Source organism: Kribbella sp. NPDC051137, assembly GCF_040682535.1.
In the GTDB taxonomy this organism is placed as follows: Bacteria; Actinomycetota; Actinomycetes; order Propionibacteriales; family Kribbellaceae; genus Kribbella; species Kribbella karoonensis.
The window spans coordinates 558623-574485 of record NZ_JBFBBI010000006.1 but is presented as its reverse complement, the minus strand read 5'-3'; the positions used below and the strand labels follow the sequence as shown (position 1 = coordinate 574485).

The 15863-nt window shown below is 70.5% G+C and carries 19 protein-coding genes; 14 read left to right on the top strand and 5 right to left on the bottom strand.

The features are described from left to right. The first annotated feature begins 52 nt into the window (after positions 1-52). The 4 genes from AB0M51_RS33480 to AB0M51_RS33465 are packed head-to-tail and all read left to right on the top strand — an operon-like array spanning position 53 to position 3878. On the top strand, positions 53-1003 hold the full coding sequence (locus AB0M51_RS33480) for an ROK family protein (RefSeq protein ID WP_344192139.1): 951 nt from the start codon (positions 53-55) through the stop codon (positions 1001-1003). Beyond that, the gene (nagA, locus tag AB0M51_RS33475; protein ID WP_344192142.1) at positions 1000-2130 is read left to right on the top strand and encodes an N-acetylglucosamine-6-phosphate deacetylase; all 1131 of its coding nucleotides are present in this window, start codon (positions 1000-1002) and stop codon (positions 2128-2130) included. Before AB0M51_RS33480 ends, nagA begins: the two co-directional genes overlap by 4 nt. Next, the gene (locus AB0M51_RS33470; protein ID WP_344192144.1) at positions 2118-3032 is read left to right on the top strand and encodes a hexose kinase; all 915 of its coding nucleotides are present in this window, start codon (positions 2118-2120) and stop codon (positions 3030-3032) included. Before nagA ends, AB0M51_RS33470 begins: the two co-directional genes overlap by 13 nt. A gap of 9 nt (positions 3033-3041) precedes the next feature. Then, entirely contained in the window at positions 3042-3878 is an 837-nt protein-coding gene (locus tag AB0M51_RS33465) for a class II fructose-bisphosphate aldolase (protein WP_344192146.1), read from the top strand. On the opposite strand, the gene AB0M51_RS33460 is transcribed toward AB0M51_RS33465, so the two are convergent. Further along, a complete protein-coding gene (locus AB0M51_RS33460) occupies positions 3875-4150 on the bottom strand; it encodes a hypothetical protein (protein WP_344192148.1) in 276 nt (91 codons plus the stop codon). The two genes, AB0M51_RS33465 and AB0M51_RS33460, sit on opposite strands and share 4 nt — an antisense overlap. Before the next feature lie 76 nt (positions 4151-4226). On the opposite strand from AB0M51_RS33460, the gene AB0M51_RS33455 reads away from it, so the two are divergent. From AB0M51_RS33455 to AB0M51_RS33445, 3 genes are all read left to right on the top strand, one after another. Then, entirely contained in the window at positions 4227-4772 is a 546-nt protein-coding gene (locus AB0M51_RS33455) for a hypothetical protein (RefSeq protein ID WP_344192150.1), read from the top strand. Between the two features lie 74 nt (positions 4773-4846). After that, positions 4847-5371, top strand: a complete 525-nt coding sequence (locus AB0M51_RS33450) for a hypothetical protein (RefSeq protein ID WP_344192152.1) — start codon at positions 4847-4849, stop codon at positions 5369-5371. 1 nt (position 5372) lies between these two features. Then, positions 5373-6635: an APC family permease gene (locus AB0M51_RS33445; protein WP_344192154.1), complete on the top strand. Its 1263-nt coding sequence runs from the start codon at positions 5373-5375 to the stop codon at positions 6633-6635. On the opposite strand, the gene AB0M51_RS33440 is transcribed toward AB0M51_RS33445, so the two are convergent. Genes AB0M51_RS33440 through AB0M51_RS33425 form a run of 4 tightly spaced genes read right to left on the bottom strand, consistent with a single transcriptional unit; the run spans position 6601 to position 10262 of the window. After that, on the bottom strand, positions 6601-7659 hold the full coding sequence (locus AB0M51_RS33440) for an ABC transporter permease subunit (protein ID WP_344192156.1): 1059 nt from the start codon (positions 7657-7659) through the stop codon (positions 6601-6603). The two genes, AB0M51_RS33445 and AB0M51_RS33440, sit on opposite strands and share 35 nt — an antisense overlap. Then, the gene (locus AB0M51_RS33435; RefSeq protein WP_344192158.1) at positions 7656-8531 is read right to left on the bottom strand and encodes an ABC transporter ATP-binding protein; all 876 of its coding nucleotides are present in this window, start codon (positions 8529-8531) and stop codon (positions 7656-7658) included. Before AB0M51_RS33435 ends, AB0M51_RS33440 begins: the two co-directional genes overlap by 4 nt. Next, positions 8528-8938 (bottom strand): GntR family transcriptional regulator, encoded by a 411-nt coding sequence (locus AB0M51_RS33430; RefSeq protein ID WP_363751905.1) that lies wholly within the window; start codon positions 8936-8938, stop codon positions 8528-8530. The genes AB0M51_RS33435 and AB0M51_RS33430 overlap by 4 nt, the downstream gene beginning before the upstream one ends. A 40-nt stretch (positions 8939-8978) precedes the next feature. Continuing rightward, a complete protein-coding gene (locus AB0M51_RS33425) occupies positions 8979-10262 on the bottom strand; it encodes a deoxyribodipyrimidine photo-lyase (protein WP_363751902.1) in 1284 nt (427 codons plus the stop codon). 60 nt (positions 10263-10322) lie between these two features. On the opposite strand from AB0M51_RS33425, the gene AB0M51_RS33420 reads away from it, so the two are divergent. From AB0M51_RS33420 to AB0M51_RS33390, 7 genes are all read left to right on the top strand, one after another. Then, positions 10323-11027: a metal-dependent transcriptional regulator gene (locus tag AB0M51_RS33420; RefSeq protein WP_344192164.1), complete on the top strand. Its 705-nt coding sequence runs from the start codon at positions 10323-10325 to the stop codon at positions 11025-11027. A gap of 35 nt (positions 11028-11062) precedes the next feature. Then, positions 11063-11839 carry a methyltransferase domain-containing protein gene (locus AB0M51_RS33415; RefSeq protein WP_344192166.1) on the top strand — a complete coding sequence of 259 codons (777 nt, stop codon included), beginning with the start codon at positions 11063-11065 and terminating at the stop codon, positions 11837-11839. A 28-nt stretch (positions 11840-11867) separates the two neighbouring features. Beyond that, positions 11868-13217 (top strand): aminodeoxychorismate synthase component I, encoded by a 1350-nt coding sequence (gene pabB, locus AB0M51_RS33410; RefSeq protein WP_344192168.1) that lies wholly within the window; start codon positions 11868-11870, stop codon positions 13215-13217. After that, positions 13210-13908, top strand: a complete 699-nt coding sequence (locus tag AB0M51_RS33405; RefSeq protein WP_344192170.1) for an aminotransferase class IV — start codon at positions 13210-13212, stop codon at positions 13906-13908. Before pabB ends, AB0M51_RS33405 begins: the two co-directional genes overlap by 8 nt. A 102-nt stretch (positions 13909-14010) precedes the next feature. Then, positions 14011-14916 carry an SPFH domain-containing protein gene (locus AB0M51_RS33400; protein WP_344192173.1) on the top strand — a complete coding sequence of 302 codons (906 nt, stop codon included), beginning with the start codon at positions 14011-14013 and terminating at the stop codon, positions 14914-14916. A gap of 10 nt (positions 14917-14926) precedes the next feature. After that, complete coding sequence (locus AB0M51_RS33395; RefSeq protein ID WP_344192175.1) at positions 14927-15136, top strand: hypothetical protein; 210 nt, start codon at positions 14927-14929, stop codon at positions 15134-15136. After that, the gene (locus AB0M51_RS33390) at positions 15129-15857 is read left to right on the top strand and encodes a GPP34 family phosphoprotein (RefSeq protein WP_344192177.1); all 729 of its coding nucleotides are present in this window, start codon (positions 15129-15131) and stop codon (positions 15855-15857) included. Before AB0M51_RS33395 ends, AB0M51_RS33390 begins: the two co-directional genes overlap by 8 nt. Positions 15858-15863 lie beyond the last annotated feature (6 nt).

The window sequence follows — 15863 nt, the reverse complement described above, 5'->3', positions numbered from 1 at the left end:
GATTTGCTCATGGATGTTCGAATCAGGGAAGAACGCTGCATAATGGCGCTCTGTGGACCCCTGTGAAATCGCGGTTGCCGTCGACCTCGGTGGAACCCGGATGAAGTGCGGCCTGGTCGCCGCCGACGGTGCGGTGCTGTACCGCGAGACCAGGCCGACGCCCCGGGCCGATGCCCGCGACGGCGGCCGCGCCGTGCTCGACGCGCTGCTGGAGACCGTCGTCGAGCTCGGCCAGAAGGCCACCGCCGAGGGGCACCGGGTGCGCGCGATCGGCGTCGTCGTACCGGGTGTGATCGACGCCGAGCACGGCACCGTCGGCGCCGAGAACCTCGAGTGGGTCGGTACGCCGGTGCTCGCCGAGCTGCAGGCCGCGGTGGCCGAGGACGTGCCGATCGTGCTCGCCCACGACGTCCGGGCCGGCGGGTACGCCGAGTTCCGGCAGGGCGCGCTGGCCGGCACCACGAACTCGATGTTCCTCCCGCTCGGCACCGGGATCGCGGCCGCGATGATCGTCGACGGACGGCTGGTCAGCGGGGACGGGTACGCCGGTGAGCTCGGACACTCGAAGTTCATTTACGGCGACGCCGCCGAGCTGTGCGCCTGCGGTCAGTGGGGCTGCCTGGAGACCGTCGCGTCCGCCGCCGCGCTGGCCCGGCGGTACGCCGCCCGCACCGGGCGGACCGTGGACGGCGCCCGCGAGGTGATGGAGCTGCTCGCCGCGGGCGACCCGGACGCGGCCCAGGTCTGGCAGGACGCGCTGACCGCGCTGGTCGACGCCTTGGTGCTCTACACGACACTGGTCGCACCGACCCGGATCGCGATCGGCGGCGGTCTGATCGGTGCCGGTGAAACGCTGCTGCAGCCGTTGCGCGAAGGTGTGCACGCGCGGCTGACGTTCCAGCGCGAGCCGGAGATCGTGGCGGCGGTGCTCGGCGAGGAGGCCGGCATGCTCGGCGCCGCGCAGATGGCCTGGGACCGCGCCAACGAGGAGGCAGCAGCATGACGACGTACCGGGTGGGCCGGGTGGTGACGCCGGACGACGTTCTGGAGAACGCCTGGATCCAGGTGGACGGCGAGGACATCCGGTCGTTCGGCCGGCGCTCCGAGGGGATGCCGGCCGACGGCAAGCGGCCCGAGGACCTCGGCGACGTGACCGTCGTACCGGGCTTCGTGGACATCCACACGCACGGCGGCGGCGGGGCGACGTACTCGACGACCGACCCCGAGGAGGCGCGCAAGGTCGCGGCCTTCCACGCCGGGCACGGTACGACGACCACGATGGCGAGCCTGGTGACCGCGTCGCTCGACGACCTGGTCGCGCAGACCGCGTGCCTCGCGGACCTGATCACCGACGGCGTGATCGCGGGTGTCCACCTCGAAGGACCGTTCCTGTCCCAGGCGCGCTGCGGTGCGCACGAGCCGTCGCTGCTGCGGGCGCCGCTCAAGGACGACGTCGCGCAGGTGCTGAGCGACGCGGTCAAGATGGTGACGATCGCGCCCGAGCTGGAGAACGGGCTGGACGCGATCCGCCAGGTCGTCGACGCCGGCGCGGTCGCGGCACTCGGGCACACGGACGCGACGTACGAGCAGATGGTCGCCGGTGCGGATGCCGGCGCGACCGTCGCGACCCACCTGTTCAACGGGATGCGGCCGTTCCACCACCGCGACCCGGGTCCGGTCGGCGCGGCGCTGAACGACGAGCGGCTGCTGCTCGAGGTGATCAACGACGGCATGCACCTGGACCCGCAGGTCGTCCGGGTAGCGCTCGCGGCCGCCGGGGTGAACCGGATCGCGCTGATCACCGACGCGATGATGGCGACCGGCATGCCGAACGGCAGGTACCACATCGGCAGCCTCGAGGTCGACGTCGAGGACGGCCTCGCGACGCTCGCGCACGGCAGCCACTCGATCGCCGGCTCCACGCTGACCATGGACGTCGCGTTCCGGAACGCGGTGAACGCCGGCACCTCGCTGGTGGACGCGTCCCGGATGGCGTCGACGACCCCGGCACAGACCTTCGGCTGGTACGACGTCGGCTCGATCGAGACCGGGAAGCGGGCGGACCTGGTGCTGCTCGACTCCGAGTACGCCGTCCAGAAGGTGATGCGGGCGGGGTCGTGGCTGGACTGATCGGGACCGTCACGCTCAACCTCGCGCTGGACGTGACGTACGAGGTCGACGAGTTGCGGGTCGGCGGTAGTCACCGGGTCGACCGGATCCGGCGGCGGGCGGGCGGCAAGGGCGTGAACGTCGCCCGGGTCGCCGCGACGCTCGGGCATCAGGCGCTGGTGCTGGGCTTCGTCGGCGGGGTCACGGGTGAGCTGGTCGCGGAGGAGCTGTTCGACGCCGGGCTGACCGCGCTGCTCACCCCGATCGCCGGCGAGACCCGCCGTACCGTTGCCGTCGTCAACGACGTCGACGGGGACGCGACGATCTTCAACGAGGCCGGTCCTTCGGTGAGCGCCGACGAGTGGCGGGCGTTCGGGGACCGGATGCCGTGGGGGCGGCTCGGGGTGCTCGCTTGTTCGGGCAGCCTGCCGCCCGGGATCCCGGGCGACGCTTATGCGGAGCTCGCCGTACGGGCCCGGCATCACGACGTGCTGTCGGTGATCGATGCCGGGGGCTCCGCGTTGAAGGCTGCGGCTCAGGCAGGTGCTGTGGTGCGGGCGAATGCAGCTGAGCTGCGTGCTGCGGTGGGGGATGTCGAGGTCGAGGAAGGCGCGTCCGAGCTGGTCGCGCTGGGCGCTTCGGCCGCCGTGATCACCGACGGGCCGCGCGGGATGGTTGCTGCCAGCAAGAAAGGCGTGTGGCGGGCGCTGCCGGTCGAGACCGTGCGCGGAAACCCCACAGGTGCGGGGGATGCGTGTACGGCGGTCGTCGCGGCCGCTGTTGCGGAAGCGCCGGAGCCCGACTGGTCCGTCGTACTCAAGTCTGCTGTCGCCGCGTCCGCCGCGGCGGTGCTGACGCCGGTTGCCGGGGACATCGATCTGGCTGCCTATCGGCGTTGGCAGCCCCAAGTAATGGTGAATTGAGGAGTTCTCATGCCGTTGGTGTCCGGTGCCGAGGTTGTGCTGAGTGCGGCCAAGGCCGGTCGGGGCGTCGGTGCGTTCAACGTGATCCAGCTGGAGCACGCGACCGCGCTGATCGCCGGCGCCGAGCAGGCCGGTGCGCCGGTGATCCTGCAGATCAGTGAGAACGCGGTGAAGTACCACGGCGCGCTGAAGCCGATCGGGGTCGCGACCCTGGCCGCCGCGTCGGCCGCGTCGGTGCCGGTCGTCGTCCACCTCGACCACGCGATGGACCGGGACCTGGTGACCGAGGCGGTGACGCTCGGGTTCACGTCGGTGATGTACGACGCGTCGAAGCTGGACTATGCCGACAACGTGGCCGCGACGACCGAGGTCACGGCGTTCTGCCACGAGCACGGTGTGTTCGTCGAGGCCGAGATCGGCGAGGTCGGCGGCAAGGACGGCGTGCACGCCTCCGGCGCCCGCACCCGCCCTGACGAGGCCCTCGCCTTCGCCGAGGCCACCGGCGTCGACGCTCTCGCGGTCGCGGTCGGCTCATCCCATGCGATGACCGAGCGTACGGCGACGCTCGACTTCGGTCTGATCACCCAACTGAAGGACGTCGTACCGGTTCCGTTGGTGCTGCACGGCTCGTCCGGCGTGGCCGATGCCGATCTGACGCGTGCGGTGGAAGCCGGCATGACCAAGGTCAACATCGCCACCCACCTCAACAACGTCTTCACCGGCGTGGTCCGCGAGATCCTCGCCGACAATCCGAAGCTGGTCGACACCCGCAAGTACCTCGGCCCGGCGCGGGACGCGGTAGCGGCCGAAGTGGCCCGCCTGCTCGACGTACTGAAGGCTGTCTAGAGGGTCGCGGCGCCGCGGATCCAGTGCGCGCGGAGGTCGTCGCGGGCGCGCTGGACCTCCTCGCGGGCGGTCGGGTCGGGTACTTCGAAGTCGTCGATCAGCCGGGTGAGGGCGAGTTCGAGCGCCGCGACCAGCGCGTCCTCCTCGGACAGGTCGGATTCGGCCACCCCGCGCAGCCCGGCGGCGAGCGCGCTCAGGCCGGTGCGCTCCTGCTCGGTGAACTGGATCCGGAACTCGGTCCTCTCCTTGCCCGCACCGCCTCGACCGTCCACGCCGTCCCTCCTCGCTGTTGGTACAGTCATCGTGCAGTGCAACGACCATGTTGCACAAGGGGCAAAGGGGCCGCCGGTGGACGAGACGCTGCGTACGGCGACCATCGCCGTACTGTCCGAGCACGGCTGGGCCGGCGTGACGCTCGAACGGGTCGCGGAGAAGGTCGGGCGGTCCCGGGTGACGCTGTGGCGGCAGGGGCTGACCGTCGAGTCGTTGCTGAGTTCGCTGCTGGACGCGCTGGCCGACGACTACCGGGACACGATGTGGCCGGTGCTGGCCGGCTCGGGGACCGGCCGGGAAGGGCTGATCCGGACGCTCGAGGCGCTGTTCGACGTGATCGACCGGCATCTGCCGTTGATGTTGTCGTCGGACCTGGTCTTCCACCAGGAACAGGCGCGGAACGGTCCGGTGTCGTTCCTGGACCCGTTCGAGCGGTTCCTCCGGGAGGGTGAGGCGGACGGAACGCTGCACCCGCACGGGCGGATCAGCGACGTCGCAGAGGTGCTGATGGTGTCGGCGGCCATGACCTACGTGCACATGCGCGGCCGGCACCACTGGTCGCGGTCCCGGGCCCGGCGGCTCACCCTCGACCTGGTGCTGCGCGGCGTGATCGAAGCATGAAACATGCCTGTTGCATTTTCTGCAACAGGCGTGTTTCACTGGCGCTCTCATCATCGTTTGGGCAGGAGACCGCCATGACCCTTCCGTACGCCGAACCGCTGGTCGCCCTCGAACCGCAGCCCCGGGTGATCCCCGAACCGCTCCGCCTCGGCGAACCCGACGGCGCGCCCTGTGGCCTGTGTGACTGGCTCGCCGACTTCGAGCAGTCCGAGCACGACGCGCCACTGTGGTACGACGACAACTGGGCGCTCTGCCGCGCGAGCGGCGTCACCATTCCCGGCGTGGTCTGGCTGACCAGCCGGAGCCACCACGACTCGTTCGCCGACCTGCCGGACAAGCTCGCACAGAGCTACGGCCCGGTGGTCGGGCGCGTCGAGCGCGCCATCCTGGGACTCGGTGACATCGCCCGGGTCCACGTCTACCGCTGGGGCGACGGCAACGCGCACTTCCACGTGTGGTTCTACCCCCGCCCGCTGGGCATGCTCGAGGCCAAGCGCGAGATGCTGGCCGTGTGGGCGAACGTCCTGCCCGAAGCCCCCGAGGAGGTTGTTGCCGATGCCGAAGCGAAAATCGCCGCGGCCATGGCGGAGACCGACTGACATGGCCGCATCCGGCTCCGTCGTACCCTCCCCGGGCGGTTTGGCGCGCCGGCTCGGGGTCGGGGATGCGGTGCTGATCGGACTCGGCTCGATGGTGGGAGCGGGTGTCTTCGCCGTCTGGTCGCCCGCCGCGCACGCCGCCGGGTCCGGACTGCTGCTGGGGCTCGTGATCGCCGCGGTTGTTGCCTACTGCAACGCCGTGTCGTCGGCCCAGCTGGCGGCGGTCTACCCGGTGTCGGGTGGCACGTATGTGTACGGACGGGAACGCCTGGGAGAGTGGTGGGGGTTCGCCGCCGGGTGGTGTTTCGTCATCGGCAAGACGGCCTCGTGTGCCGCGATGGCCTTGACGTTCGCGACCTATGTGGTGCCGAACCACTGGGCTCAGCGGGTGATTGCGTTGGCGGCTGTTGTGGTGCTTGCAGGGGTCAACTACCGGGGCGTGACGAGGACGGCACGGCTCACGAGGATTCTGGTCACCTGCACCTTGGTGGTGCTCGCGCTGGTGCTCGTCCTGCTCTACGCGGCTCCGTCGAGCCACCACAGTACGGCGAGCACCTCGCCGTACGGCGTGCTCCAGTCGGCCGGGCTGTTGTTCTTCGCGTTCGCCGGCTACGCGCGGATCGCCACCATGGGCGAGGAGGTCCGCGAGCCGGCCCGCACGATCCCACGGGCGATCGGCATCGCGCTGGTGATTGCCATCGGCATCTATCTCGCGGTCGCCTTCGCGCTGCTCCGGACCAGCGACCCCGCGTCGACCGCGGCGCCCCTCGCGTCCGCGGTCGACGGGGTCGGTGCGGCCTGGGCGGCGCCGGTCGTCCGGATCGGTGCCGCGCTGGCCAGCCTCGGCGCCCTGCTCGCCCTGATCGCCGGCATCGGCCGTACCTCGCTCGCGATGGCGCGGAACGGCGACCTGCCGCGTTGGCTGGCCGCCGTACATCCGCGCTACCAGGTCCCGCACCACGCCGAGTTCGCACTCGCCGTGGTGGTCGGGGTCCTGGTTCTCACCACGGATCTCCGTGGCGTGATCGGCTTCTCGTCGTTCGGTGTCCTGCTGTACTACGCGATCGCGAACGCCTCCGCGTTCACCCAGCCCCCCGACCAGCGCCGCTGGCCCCGCGCCGTCAACGTCCTCGGCCTCACCGGCTGCGTAGTACTCGCCGTCAGCCTGCCCTGGACCTCCGCCGTCGTCGCCGCAGCCGTCCTGGCAGCAGGTCTGCTGGTACGCCGGTTCACGAGAGGTCGCGCCGGATCCGCCAGAAACTGAACCCGGTCAGCAGCGCCGCCAGCAACAGGAAGAACCCGAACTCCCGCCACTGCAACGCCCAGAACGTGTTCGACCCGAAGTACTTGATGTGCTGCCGATAGCCCTCGTCGGCCAACCGCTTGAAGCAGGCGGCAGCCTTGGCGGACACAGGGCCCGCGGAGGAGACGCTGCTGTTCCCCGGCGGCGGCGGTCCGCTCGGTGCACAGTCGACCACCCAGTCCGGCAGCGAACCCACTGTCTTGCCGGCCTTGTCGACGGTGCGGTCGTAGAACTTCCAGGCGCCGACCGACCCGGAGGCCACCTCGATCTGCTTGACCGAGCCGTTCGGGCCGGTCATCCCGAAGCCGCGGATGGTGTCCTGCGTCACGGTGAGGTACGACTCCGTCGGCGCCAGCAGGTGCGGCCGGATCAGCGACGGCGCCAGCACCTCGACCAGGATGACCACGGTCAACGTGACCGCGAGGGCGACGACCGTACGGCGGATGACCAGTCCCATCGCGACACCGAACGCGAACGCGAACGCGACGTATGCGACGGGCACCAGACCACGGGCGCCGAACGGCAACGGGAACATCCGCGGCAGGTAGGTGTTCGAGTCCTGGCCCGCGTCGAGGGCGGCGTCGATCGGGGCCGACCACTTGGTGACCGCGAAGCTGAGCAGTCCCGCGATGCCCAGTGCGGCCAGGCCGGTGAGGCCGAGTTTGGTGGCCAGCCAGCGCCACCGGGAGATGCTCTGGCTCCACACCAGCCGGTGGGTGCCCGTCTCCAGTTCTCGGGCGATCAGCGGCGCGCCCCAGAACGCGCCGATCACCGGCGGTACGGCGTACAGCATCACGATCCCGACCTGGTACAGCATGGGGTTCAGCCGCTGGTAGCCGAGGTTCTGGAGGAAGGCCGTGGTCCACCGGTGGTAGTCGTCGGCCAGGCCGGGACCGGTCGCGGCGAAGAAGATCGCGGCCACGACGATCGCCGTCGCCACGACCAGGAACTGGACGCGGAACTGCCGCCAGGTCAGCCAGATCATCGCTGCACCTCCAGGGCCGGGCGCTCGGGCTGCACGTCGCGGCCCATGTAGGCCAGCACGAGGTCCTCGAGCGTGAGTTGGGAGACCGTCCAGGCCGGATCGTGGATCGGCCCGTCGGTGCGGATCAGGAACGTCGACTGCCGGTCGGTGTGGCTCGCCGTGACGACGTGCTGGTCGCGGGGCAGATCCTTCTGGTCGCGCCGCGGACCGGTGATCCGGAAGTGCGTGGCGAGCAACGTGTCGATCTCACCGCTGACCTGCACCCGCGAGTCGACCAGCACGATCAGGTAGTCGCAGGCGCGTTCCACGTCGGAGACGAGATGCGAGGACAGTACGACGCTGAGCTCCTGCTCGGCGACCGCCTCCATCAGGTCCTGCAGGAACTCGCGCCGGGCCAGCGGATCCAGTGCGGCCACCGGCTCGTCGAGGATCAGCAGCTCGGGCCGTTTCGCCAGCCCGAGGGTCAGTGCGAGCTGTGCCCGCTGACCTCCGGACAGCCGCCCGGCCCGCTGTTTCAGGTCCAGCTTGAGGCGATGGATCCGTTGCTGTGCAAGGGATTCGTCCCACGCCGGGTTGAGTCGCGCACCGAGCTTCAGGTGATCGCCGACGCTCAGCCGGCCGTACGTCGGCGTGTCCTGGGCGACGTACCCGACCTTCGCCTGCTGCGTCCCGGCCGCCGCCCCGAGCACCTCCACGGAACCGGCGCTCGGCGACAACATGCCGACGGCGAGGTTCAGGAGCGTGCTCTTGCCGGCGCCGTTGGGCCCCACCAGTCCGACCACGTGTCCGGCCGGCACCTCCAGATCGCAGTCGGTCAACGCCCAGCGCCGCCCATACTTCTTCCCCAGCCCGTGGGCTTGCAGAACGGTCATGCTATGTCCTCCTGAGCGGCGGACCGAAAGGTTGTCAGGAACAGCGCCTCGATGCTCTCGTCGTCGAGACCGGCTTTGCGGGCCTTCGTGAGCCAGCGCCGGAGGTCCTGGCGGAGCGGACCGTGGGCGGCGAGGGTGTTGTCGGTGAGTGTGCGGGTGACGAACGTGCCGCGGCCGGGACGGGCCTGGACCAGGCCTTCGTGCTCCAGCTCGCGGTACGCCTTGAGCACGGTGTTCGGGTTGATCGCCAGCGCCGCGACGACGTCCTTCACGGTCGGCAGCTGGTCGCCTTCGCGCAGGAGTCCGAGCCGCAACGCGTTCCGGACCTGCTGGACGATCTGCTGGTACGGCGAGACCCCGGACCGGCCGTCCAGGTGGAACTCGATCATGCTGGTTACCTCATTCATCTAGGTAACTAGCACTATAGAGCTATGGATCAAGCGGGCGTCAAGAGCGGATCGCCTCGTAGCGGCGCAACGACTCCCGCCGCGCCTCGGCGTGGTCGACGACCGGCCCGGGGTAGTCGCCGGCGCCGTACTTCCACGGCTCGTGTGCCTGCTTGCCGTGGAGGTGCCGCAGCTCTGGGACCCAACGCCGTACGTAGCTGCCGTCAGGGTCGAACTTCAGGCCCTGGCCGACCGGGTTGAAGATCCGGAAGTACGGCGCCGCGTCCGCGCCGCAGCCCGCAACCCACTGCCAGTTCAGCGCGTTCGAGGCGAGGTCGCCGTCGGTCAGCGACCGCATGAACCAGCGCGCCCCGAACTTCCAGTGCACATGCAGGTCCTTGACCAGGAACGACGCGACCACCATCCGCACCCGGTTGTGCATGAATCCGCTCGCCGCCAGCTGCCGCATCCCCGCGTCCACGAACGGGAACCCGGTACGGCCCTCGCGCCAGGCGTCGAACAGCGCGCCCGGTTCGTCGTACTGCATCTTCTCGAACTCCGGACGCAGCGGTTTCCATGCGGCTTCCGGGTACCGGACGAGCAGATCCGCGCAGAACTCCCGCCACGCGAGCTCCCGCCGGTAGGCCTCGCTGCCGAGCCCCGCGAGCATGGTCCGCGGATGGATCTCGCCGTACTTCAACGGGACCGACATCCGCGACGTGCCGTCCAGATCGGGCCGGTCCCGCTCGGCTTCGTATCCGGTCGGGTTGTACGAACGCCACCGGTCGAGCGCCGCCTGCTCACCCGCGGTGGCCGACCCGGCCGGCAGGTCCTCGCTCGGCGCGGACATCCACTCGACGTTCGTGGGTGCCGCCACCGGTTGCCGCCATCCGTGCGCGAGCCAGGCCTTGAAGTACGGCGTGAACACCTGGTACGACCGGCCCTGCTGGTTCAGCACCCGCCCGGGCGCCACCGCGTACGGCGATCCGGTCCGCACCAGCGGACACCTCAATGAGGCTTCAACTGCTTGATCACGCTGCTGTCCGTACGGCGCGTAGTCCGCGCTGATGTGGACACTCGACGCGCCGATCTCGTCCGCGACGGCGGGAACCACGACGGCCGGATCGCCCCGCCGTACGACCAGCCGCCCGCCGGTCGACGCGGACAGGCTGCGCAACGAGGCGGCCAGGTGCTCGCGCCGTGGATCGCCGGCTCGCCCCCAGAGCAGGGGATCCAGGACGAACAGCCCGAGAACGCGCCCGCCGGCCACCGCGTCGAGCAGCGCCGGGTTGTCGGCCAGCCGGAGATCACGCCGGAACCACATCACTGTCGTCACTGTGCTCATCCTCCGCCTGTACCCGTTGCGATTGGGTAAGGCTTGCCTGCATAGGTGAGAATGGTTGTCGTGAGCGACCTGATCGATACCACCGAGATGTACCTGCGGACCGTCTACGAGCTGGAAGAAGAAGGCATCGTGCCGCTGCGGGCACGGATCGCCGAGCGGCTCCACCAGTCGGGTCCGACGGTCAGTCAGACGGTCGCGCGGATGGAGCGGGACGGTCTGATCAAGGTGGAGGGCGACCGCCACCTGGAGCTCACCGACGTCGGCCGCAAGCAGGCGGTCCGGGTGATGCGCAAGCACCGGTTGGCCGAGCGGCTGCTGGTCGACGTGATCGGGCTCGAGTGGGAGGACGTGCACGCCGAGGCCTGCCGCTGGGAGCACGTGATGAGCGACGCCGTCGAGCTGCGGCTGCTGCAGCTGCTCGGCAACCCGACCGAGTCGCCGTACGGGAACCCGATCCCGGGCCTGGAGGAGCTGCAGACCACCAGCGCGGCGAGCGGGATCGAGGACTTCCGGATCGGCGTCGAGCCGCTCGACCAGGTGCTCGACGCGGCGACCGGCGAGAGTGTGCGGGTGCTGGTCCGCCGGATCGCCGAGCCGGTGCAGACCGACGACGGCGCGATGGCGGTGCTGCGGAAGGCCGGTGCGCTGCCCGGTCGCGAGGTGGACTCGACGCTGGACGCCGAGGGCGTCCTGGTCGGCAGCCGGGAGGCCGGCGGCGTGATCAGCGACGAGACCGCCGGTCACATCTTCGTCAGCCGGGTCTGACAGCTCGGGTGTTCTGCCGGTAGCGTCGGTCCGCGATGTCTGAGAATCCTGTCGATTGGCCGCAGTACCTGCGGGAGTTCCATACCACCACGCCCGGTAGCACCGAGGCGTTGCTGTCCCGTGCGGTGGCGGGCGATCACACGCCGTACCGCTGGCTGGTCCGGGCGGTGTCCGGGGAGGCGCGCCGGATCCTCGACCTGGCCTGCGGCAACGGGCCGGTCGCGCGGGAGCTGTACGGGCGCTGGGTGGTCGGCGTCGACAACAACGCGGCCCAGCTCGCGGGCGCGCCGGGCCCGAAGGTCCGGGCGGACGCCGTGCACCTGCCGTTCGCGAACGAGGTCTTCGACGTCGTGACGTGCTCGATGGGGCTGATGGTGCTGCAGCCGCTGCCGGACGTGCTCGCGGAGGCGGCCCGGGTGCTGCGGCGGGGCGGCGTACTGGCGGCGATCGTGCCGGCCGTCCGGCCGTTGCGGCGCGGCGACATCCGGACGCTGAGCGGGCTGGCCACGCGACTGCGGTCGACGCCGCAGTTCCCGGCCGGCGGCGAGATCACCGAGCTGAAGGACCAGCTGAAGCACGCCGGGTTCGACGTACTGGAGAGCCAGCGCGAGCGGTACGTGTACATGATCCGCAGCCGCGACGACGCTGTGCGCCTCGTGAACGCGCTGTACCTGCCCGGTACGCCCGACGCGCGGCGGGACACCGCGGCTGCCTGGCTCGCAGACCGGGCCGAGGCCAAGGACGGGCTCGAGGTGGCGATCCCGATCCGCCGGATCACCGCGATGCGGACCAAGGTCGCGCTGACTGTCTGAGCCGGTTCTGAGCCAGTAACGTGTGCTTGTGAGTGCGCTGCGCTGGTCCGTCCGGACGCTCGACCGGGCGCTCGACGGTGAGACGGTCTACCGCGAGCTGCTGGCGGCCGAGCCGGTCGCGTACTGGCTGGACGGCAGCCTCACGGATCGCACACCCCGGCACGTGTCGGTTCTGGGTACGACGACCGCGCCGGTGATGACCCGCAACGTCGCGGACGGTGACGTCTTCGCGGAGCTGAACGACCTGCTCGCCGAGCGGGCGGGCGAGCCGCCGACGGAGCTCGCCGGACTGTTCTGCGGCGGCTACGTCGGGTACTTCGGGTACGAGCTGAAGGCGCTCACCGGGGGAGTCGCCGCGCACGAGTCGCCGACTCCCGACGCGCTGTGGATCTGGGCTGACCGGTTCGTCGTCATCGACCACGACCACCACCGCACTCACCTGGTGACGCTCGACGGCGGTGACGACTGGCTGGACCGGGCCGAGCGGGCTGCGACGGACTGGTGGATGGGCTGGGTCGATCCGCCGGCGATCGCCCGGCTCGACCTCGAGTCGCACCTCGAGCAGGACCGTACGACGTACCTCGCCGGAATCGCGCGGGTCCTGGCCGAGCTCGAGGCGGGGCAGACGTACGAGGTCAACCTGACGAACCGTGTCCGGCTGCCCGCGGTCCCGGACCCGTTCGAGTTCTTCTGCTGGCAACGCTCCGCGAACCCGGCGCCGTACGCCGCCTTCCTCCGGTACGGCGACCTCGCGGTGGCCAGCTCGTCGCCGGAGCGGTTCCTCACCGTGGACGGCGACGGGTGGGCCGAGTGCCGCCCGATCAAGGGCACCGCGCCGCGCGACGACGACCCGCTGCAGGACCGGCTCGCCGCGAAGGCGCTGGCCGAGGACGACAAGACCCGCGCCGAGAACCTGATGATCGTCGACCTGATCCGCAACGACCTCGGCCGGGTCAGCGTCCCGGGGACCGTCAACGTCCCGCAGTTGATGCAGGTCGAGAGCTACCGCACGGTGCACCAGCTGGTGACGACGGTCCGCGGCCGGCTGCGTGACGGCGTCACCGCGGTGGACGCCGTCCGGGCGTGTTTCCCGCCGGGGTCGATGACCGGGGCGCCGAAGATCCGGACCATGCGGATCATCGACGAGCTGGAGCCGAGCGCACGGGGTGTGTACTCCGGGGCGCTCGGCTACCTGACCGTGGACGGGCGGGCGGACCTGAGCGTGGTGATCCGGACGGCGGTGCTGACCCCGGACGCCACCGTGATCGGGGCCGGGGGTGCGATCGTGCTCGACTCGGACCCGGTCGCGGAGTACGACGAAATGGTGCTGAAGGCAACGGCTGCCGTCGGCGGATCTGTTGGGGGAGTCAATGGGTGACCTGTTGGTGGCGGACTCGTTCCTGGTTGCCAATGGCAAGGTTCGGGGATTGGAGCTGCACCGGGACCGGTTCGTCAGGTCGTGTGCCGCGGCGGGGGTGGCCGCGGAGCCGTTCTGGGACGAGCAGATCGGGCGGTTGCCCGGGTTCGGGCGCTGGTTCCCGCGGTTCGAGTTGCCCGCGTCGGGGGAGCCGGCGGTGCAGTTGCGGCCGGCGCCGCCGACCGGAGGGCGTGTGCGGGTCGCGGTGTACGAGGGCCCGGATCCGCGGAGCGCGCCGCGGGTGAAGGGTCCCGATCTGGAGTTGCTCGGCAAGCTCCGGGAGGCCGCTCCGGATCGCGCCGACGAGATCCTGCTGCTGGACGCCGACAGGACCGTGCTCGAGGCGGCGTACTCCGCCGTCGCCTGGTGGGAGGACGACACCCTCTGCTTCCCGCCGTCCGAGCGCCCGATCCTCCCGTCGGTCACCGCGGCGCTCCTCCGCCGGATCGCCACAGCCCAGGGGGTCGAGGTCTCCGAACACCCGATCACCCCCGCAGCTCTCGCCGAAACCACCGAGGCGTGGCTCCTCAACGCCCTCCACGGCATCCGCCCCATCCACGCCTGGGGCCCGTCCCCGATCGACCCGCTCCCCAACTCCCGCTCCACCGAGTGGCAAACCCACCTGGAGTCCCTCACCACCCGCCTCCCCTGAAGCCCGCCTCTCCACTACTCCCGGCGAAGCCGGGTCTGTTCTTCTCGTCTTGCAAAAGTGATATCACTTTGCTACCTTCGAGCTATTCGAGAGGAGCATGTGATGACGGATGTGGTTGTGGAGATGCCGGCCCCGAAGGTGACCGAGCGGGCCGGCCGGCAGCAGAACGGGTGGCCGTTCGCAGGGCTGGCGTTCGTGCTGGCGGTGATCGGGGTGGTCGTGTTCGTCCTCGGCGCCGGCGCGGGGAACGGCTGGATCGTCGGGCTCGGCATCCTGGTGTTCCTCGTTGCGGTGTTCGTCGCCGCCGGGCTGACCGCGGTGTCGCCGGGCCGGGCGCGGGTGCTGCAGCTCCTCGGGCAGTACGCCGGGACCGTCCGGACCACCGGCCTGCGCTGGGTGGTGCCGATCGCGACCCGGCGCGAGGTGTCGACCCGGATCCGCAACCACGAGACCGCGGTCGCCAAGGTGAACGACGCCGACGGCAATCCGATCGAGATCGCCGCGGTGGTGGTCTGGCAGGTCGAGGACACCGCGCAGGCGATGTTCGAGGTGGACGACTTCGTCGAGTTCGTGGCGATCCAGACCGAGACCGCGGTCCGGCACATCGCCAACAGCTACCCGTACGACGTGCACTCCGAGGAGGACGTGCTGTCGCTGCGGGACAGCACCGACGAGATCACCGAGAAGCTGTCGGCGGAGATCGGCGCCCGGGTGCACGCGGCCGGCGTGCAGGTGATCGAGTCCCGGATCACGCACCTGGCGTACGCGCCGGAGATCGCGCAGGCGATGCTGCGCCGCCAGCAGGCGGGTGCTGTGGTCGCGGCCCGGCAGCGGATCGTCGAGGGCGCGGTCGGGATGGTCGAGCTGGCGCTTGACCGGCTGTCCGAACACGAGGTGGTCGAGCTCGACGAGGAGCGCAAGGCGACCATGGTCAGCAACCTGATGGTGGTGCTGTGCGGCGATCGGGACGCACAACCGGTCGTCAACACCGGCTCCCTGTACCAGTAGAGCGATCGACGTGGCTGTCGAACGGAAGAAGGTCCTGCTCCGGCTGGATCCCGCGGTGCACGACGCGCTCGCCCGCTGGGCGAACGACGACCTGCGCAGCACCAACGCCCAGATCGAGTACCTGCTTCGTCGCGCCCTGGCCGAAGCCGGCCGCCTTCCGGCCGGTGTCAGCAAGCAACGCCGGCCGGGCCGTCCGTCCAAGGAGGAAGACGATGAGTAGAGCTGTGGTGACGCCGCTCCGGCGGCCGGAACGCTCGACACCGGCCAGGCAGCCCGCCCGACCGCGGAAGACCGTTGCGCTCGGCAACGCGACGGCCCCGGAGTCCTTGGCTGCAAGGCTTTTCCTGCTCGCCTACGACCCGGCCCGCGGCCGGCTGACGGCGCGGCCGAAGCTGGGGAAGGTCCTGCGGGCCGCCGTACTGGTGGACCTGCAGCTGAGTGGGATCCTCGACGACGACAGCGGGCGTGCGCGGGTGATGTCCGGTCCGGCGCCGGCCGATCCGGTGGCGGCGGGGGTGCTGGACGAACTGCGGGGCGTCGGTCCGCGGCGCTGGCGGCACTGGATCGACCGGCGCGGCGGCGTGACCGTGCGGCAGGTCCGCGACGAGCTCGCCCGCGCGCACCTGATCAAGGTGGAGCCGCACCGCGTGCTCGGGATCATCCCGGCGGACCGGATCACGCTCCGGCATCCGCTGGTACGGCGTGACGTCCTGCGGACCGCGCAGGACACGCTCCGGCCGTCGCGGCTGGTGTCGCGGGTGGACCTCCGGGACGCGTCGGTCGTCGTACTCGCGGCGACCGCGGATCTCCGGACCGTCGTGACGAAGGACCAACGCACGCGGCACAAGGACCGCCTGGCGCAGCTTGCCGTTCGGGTCGGTCCCGTCGTACCGGCGCTGAAGAAGTCGCTCCAGCAGTCCCAGTACTCCGCCGCGGGCTGACCTGCC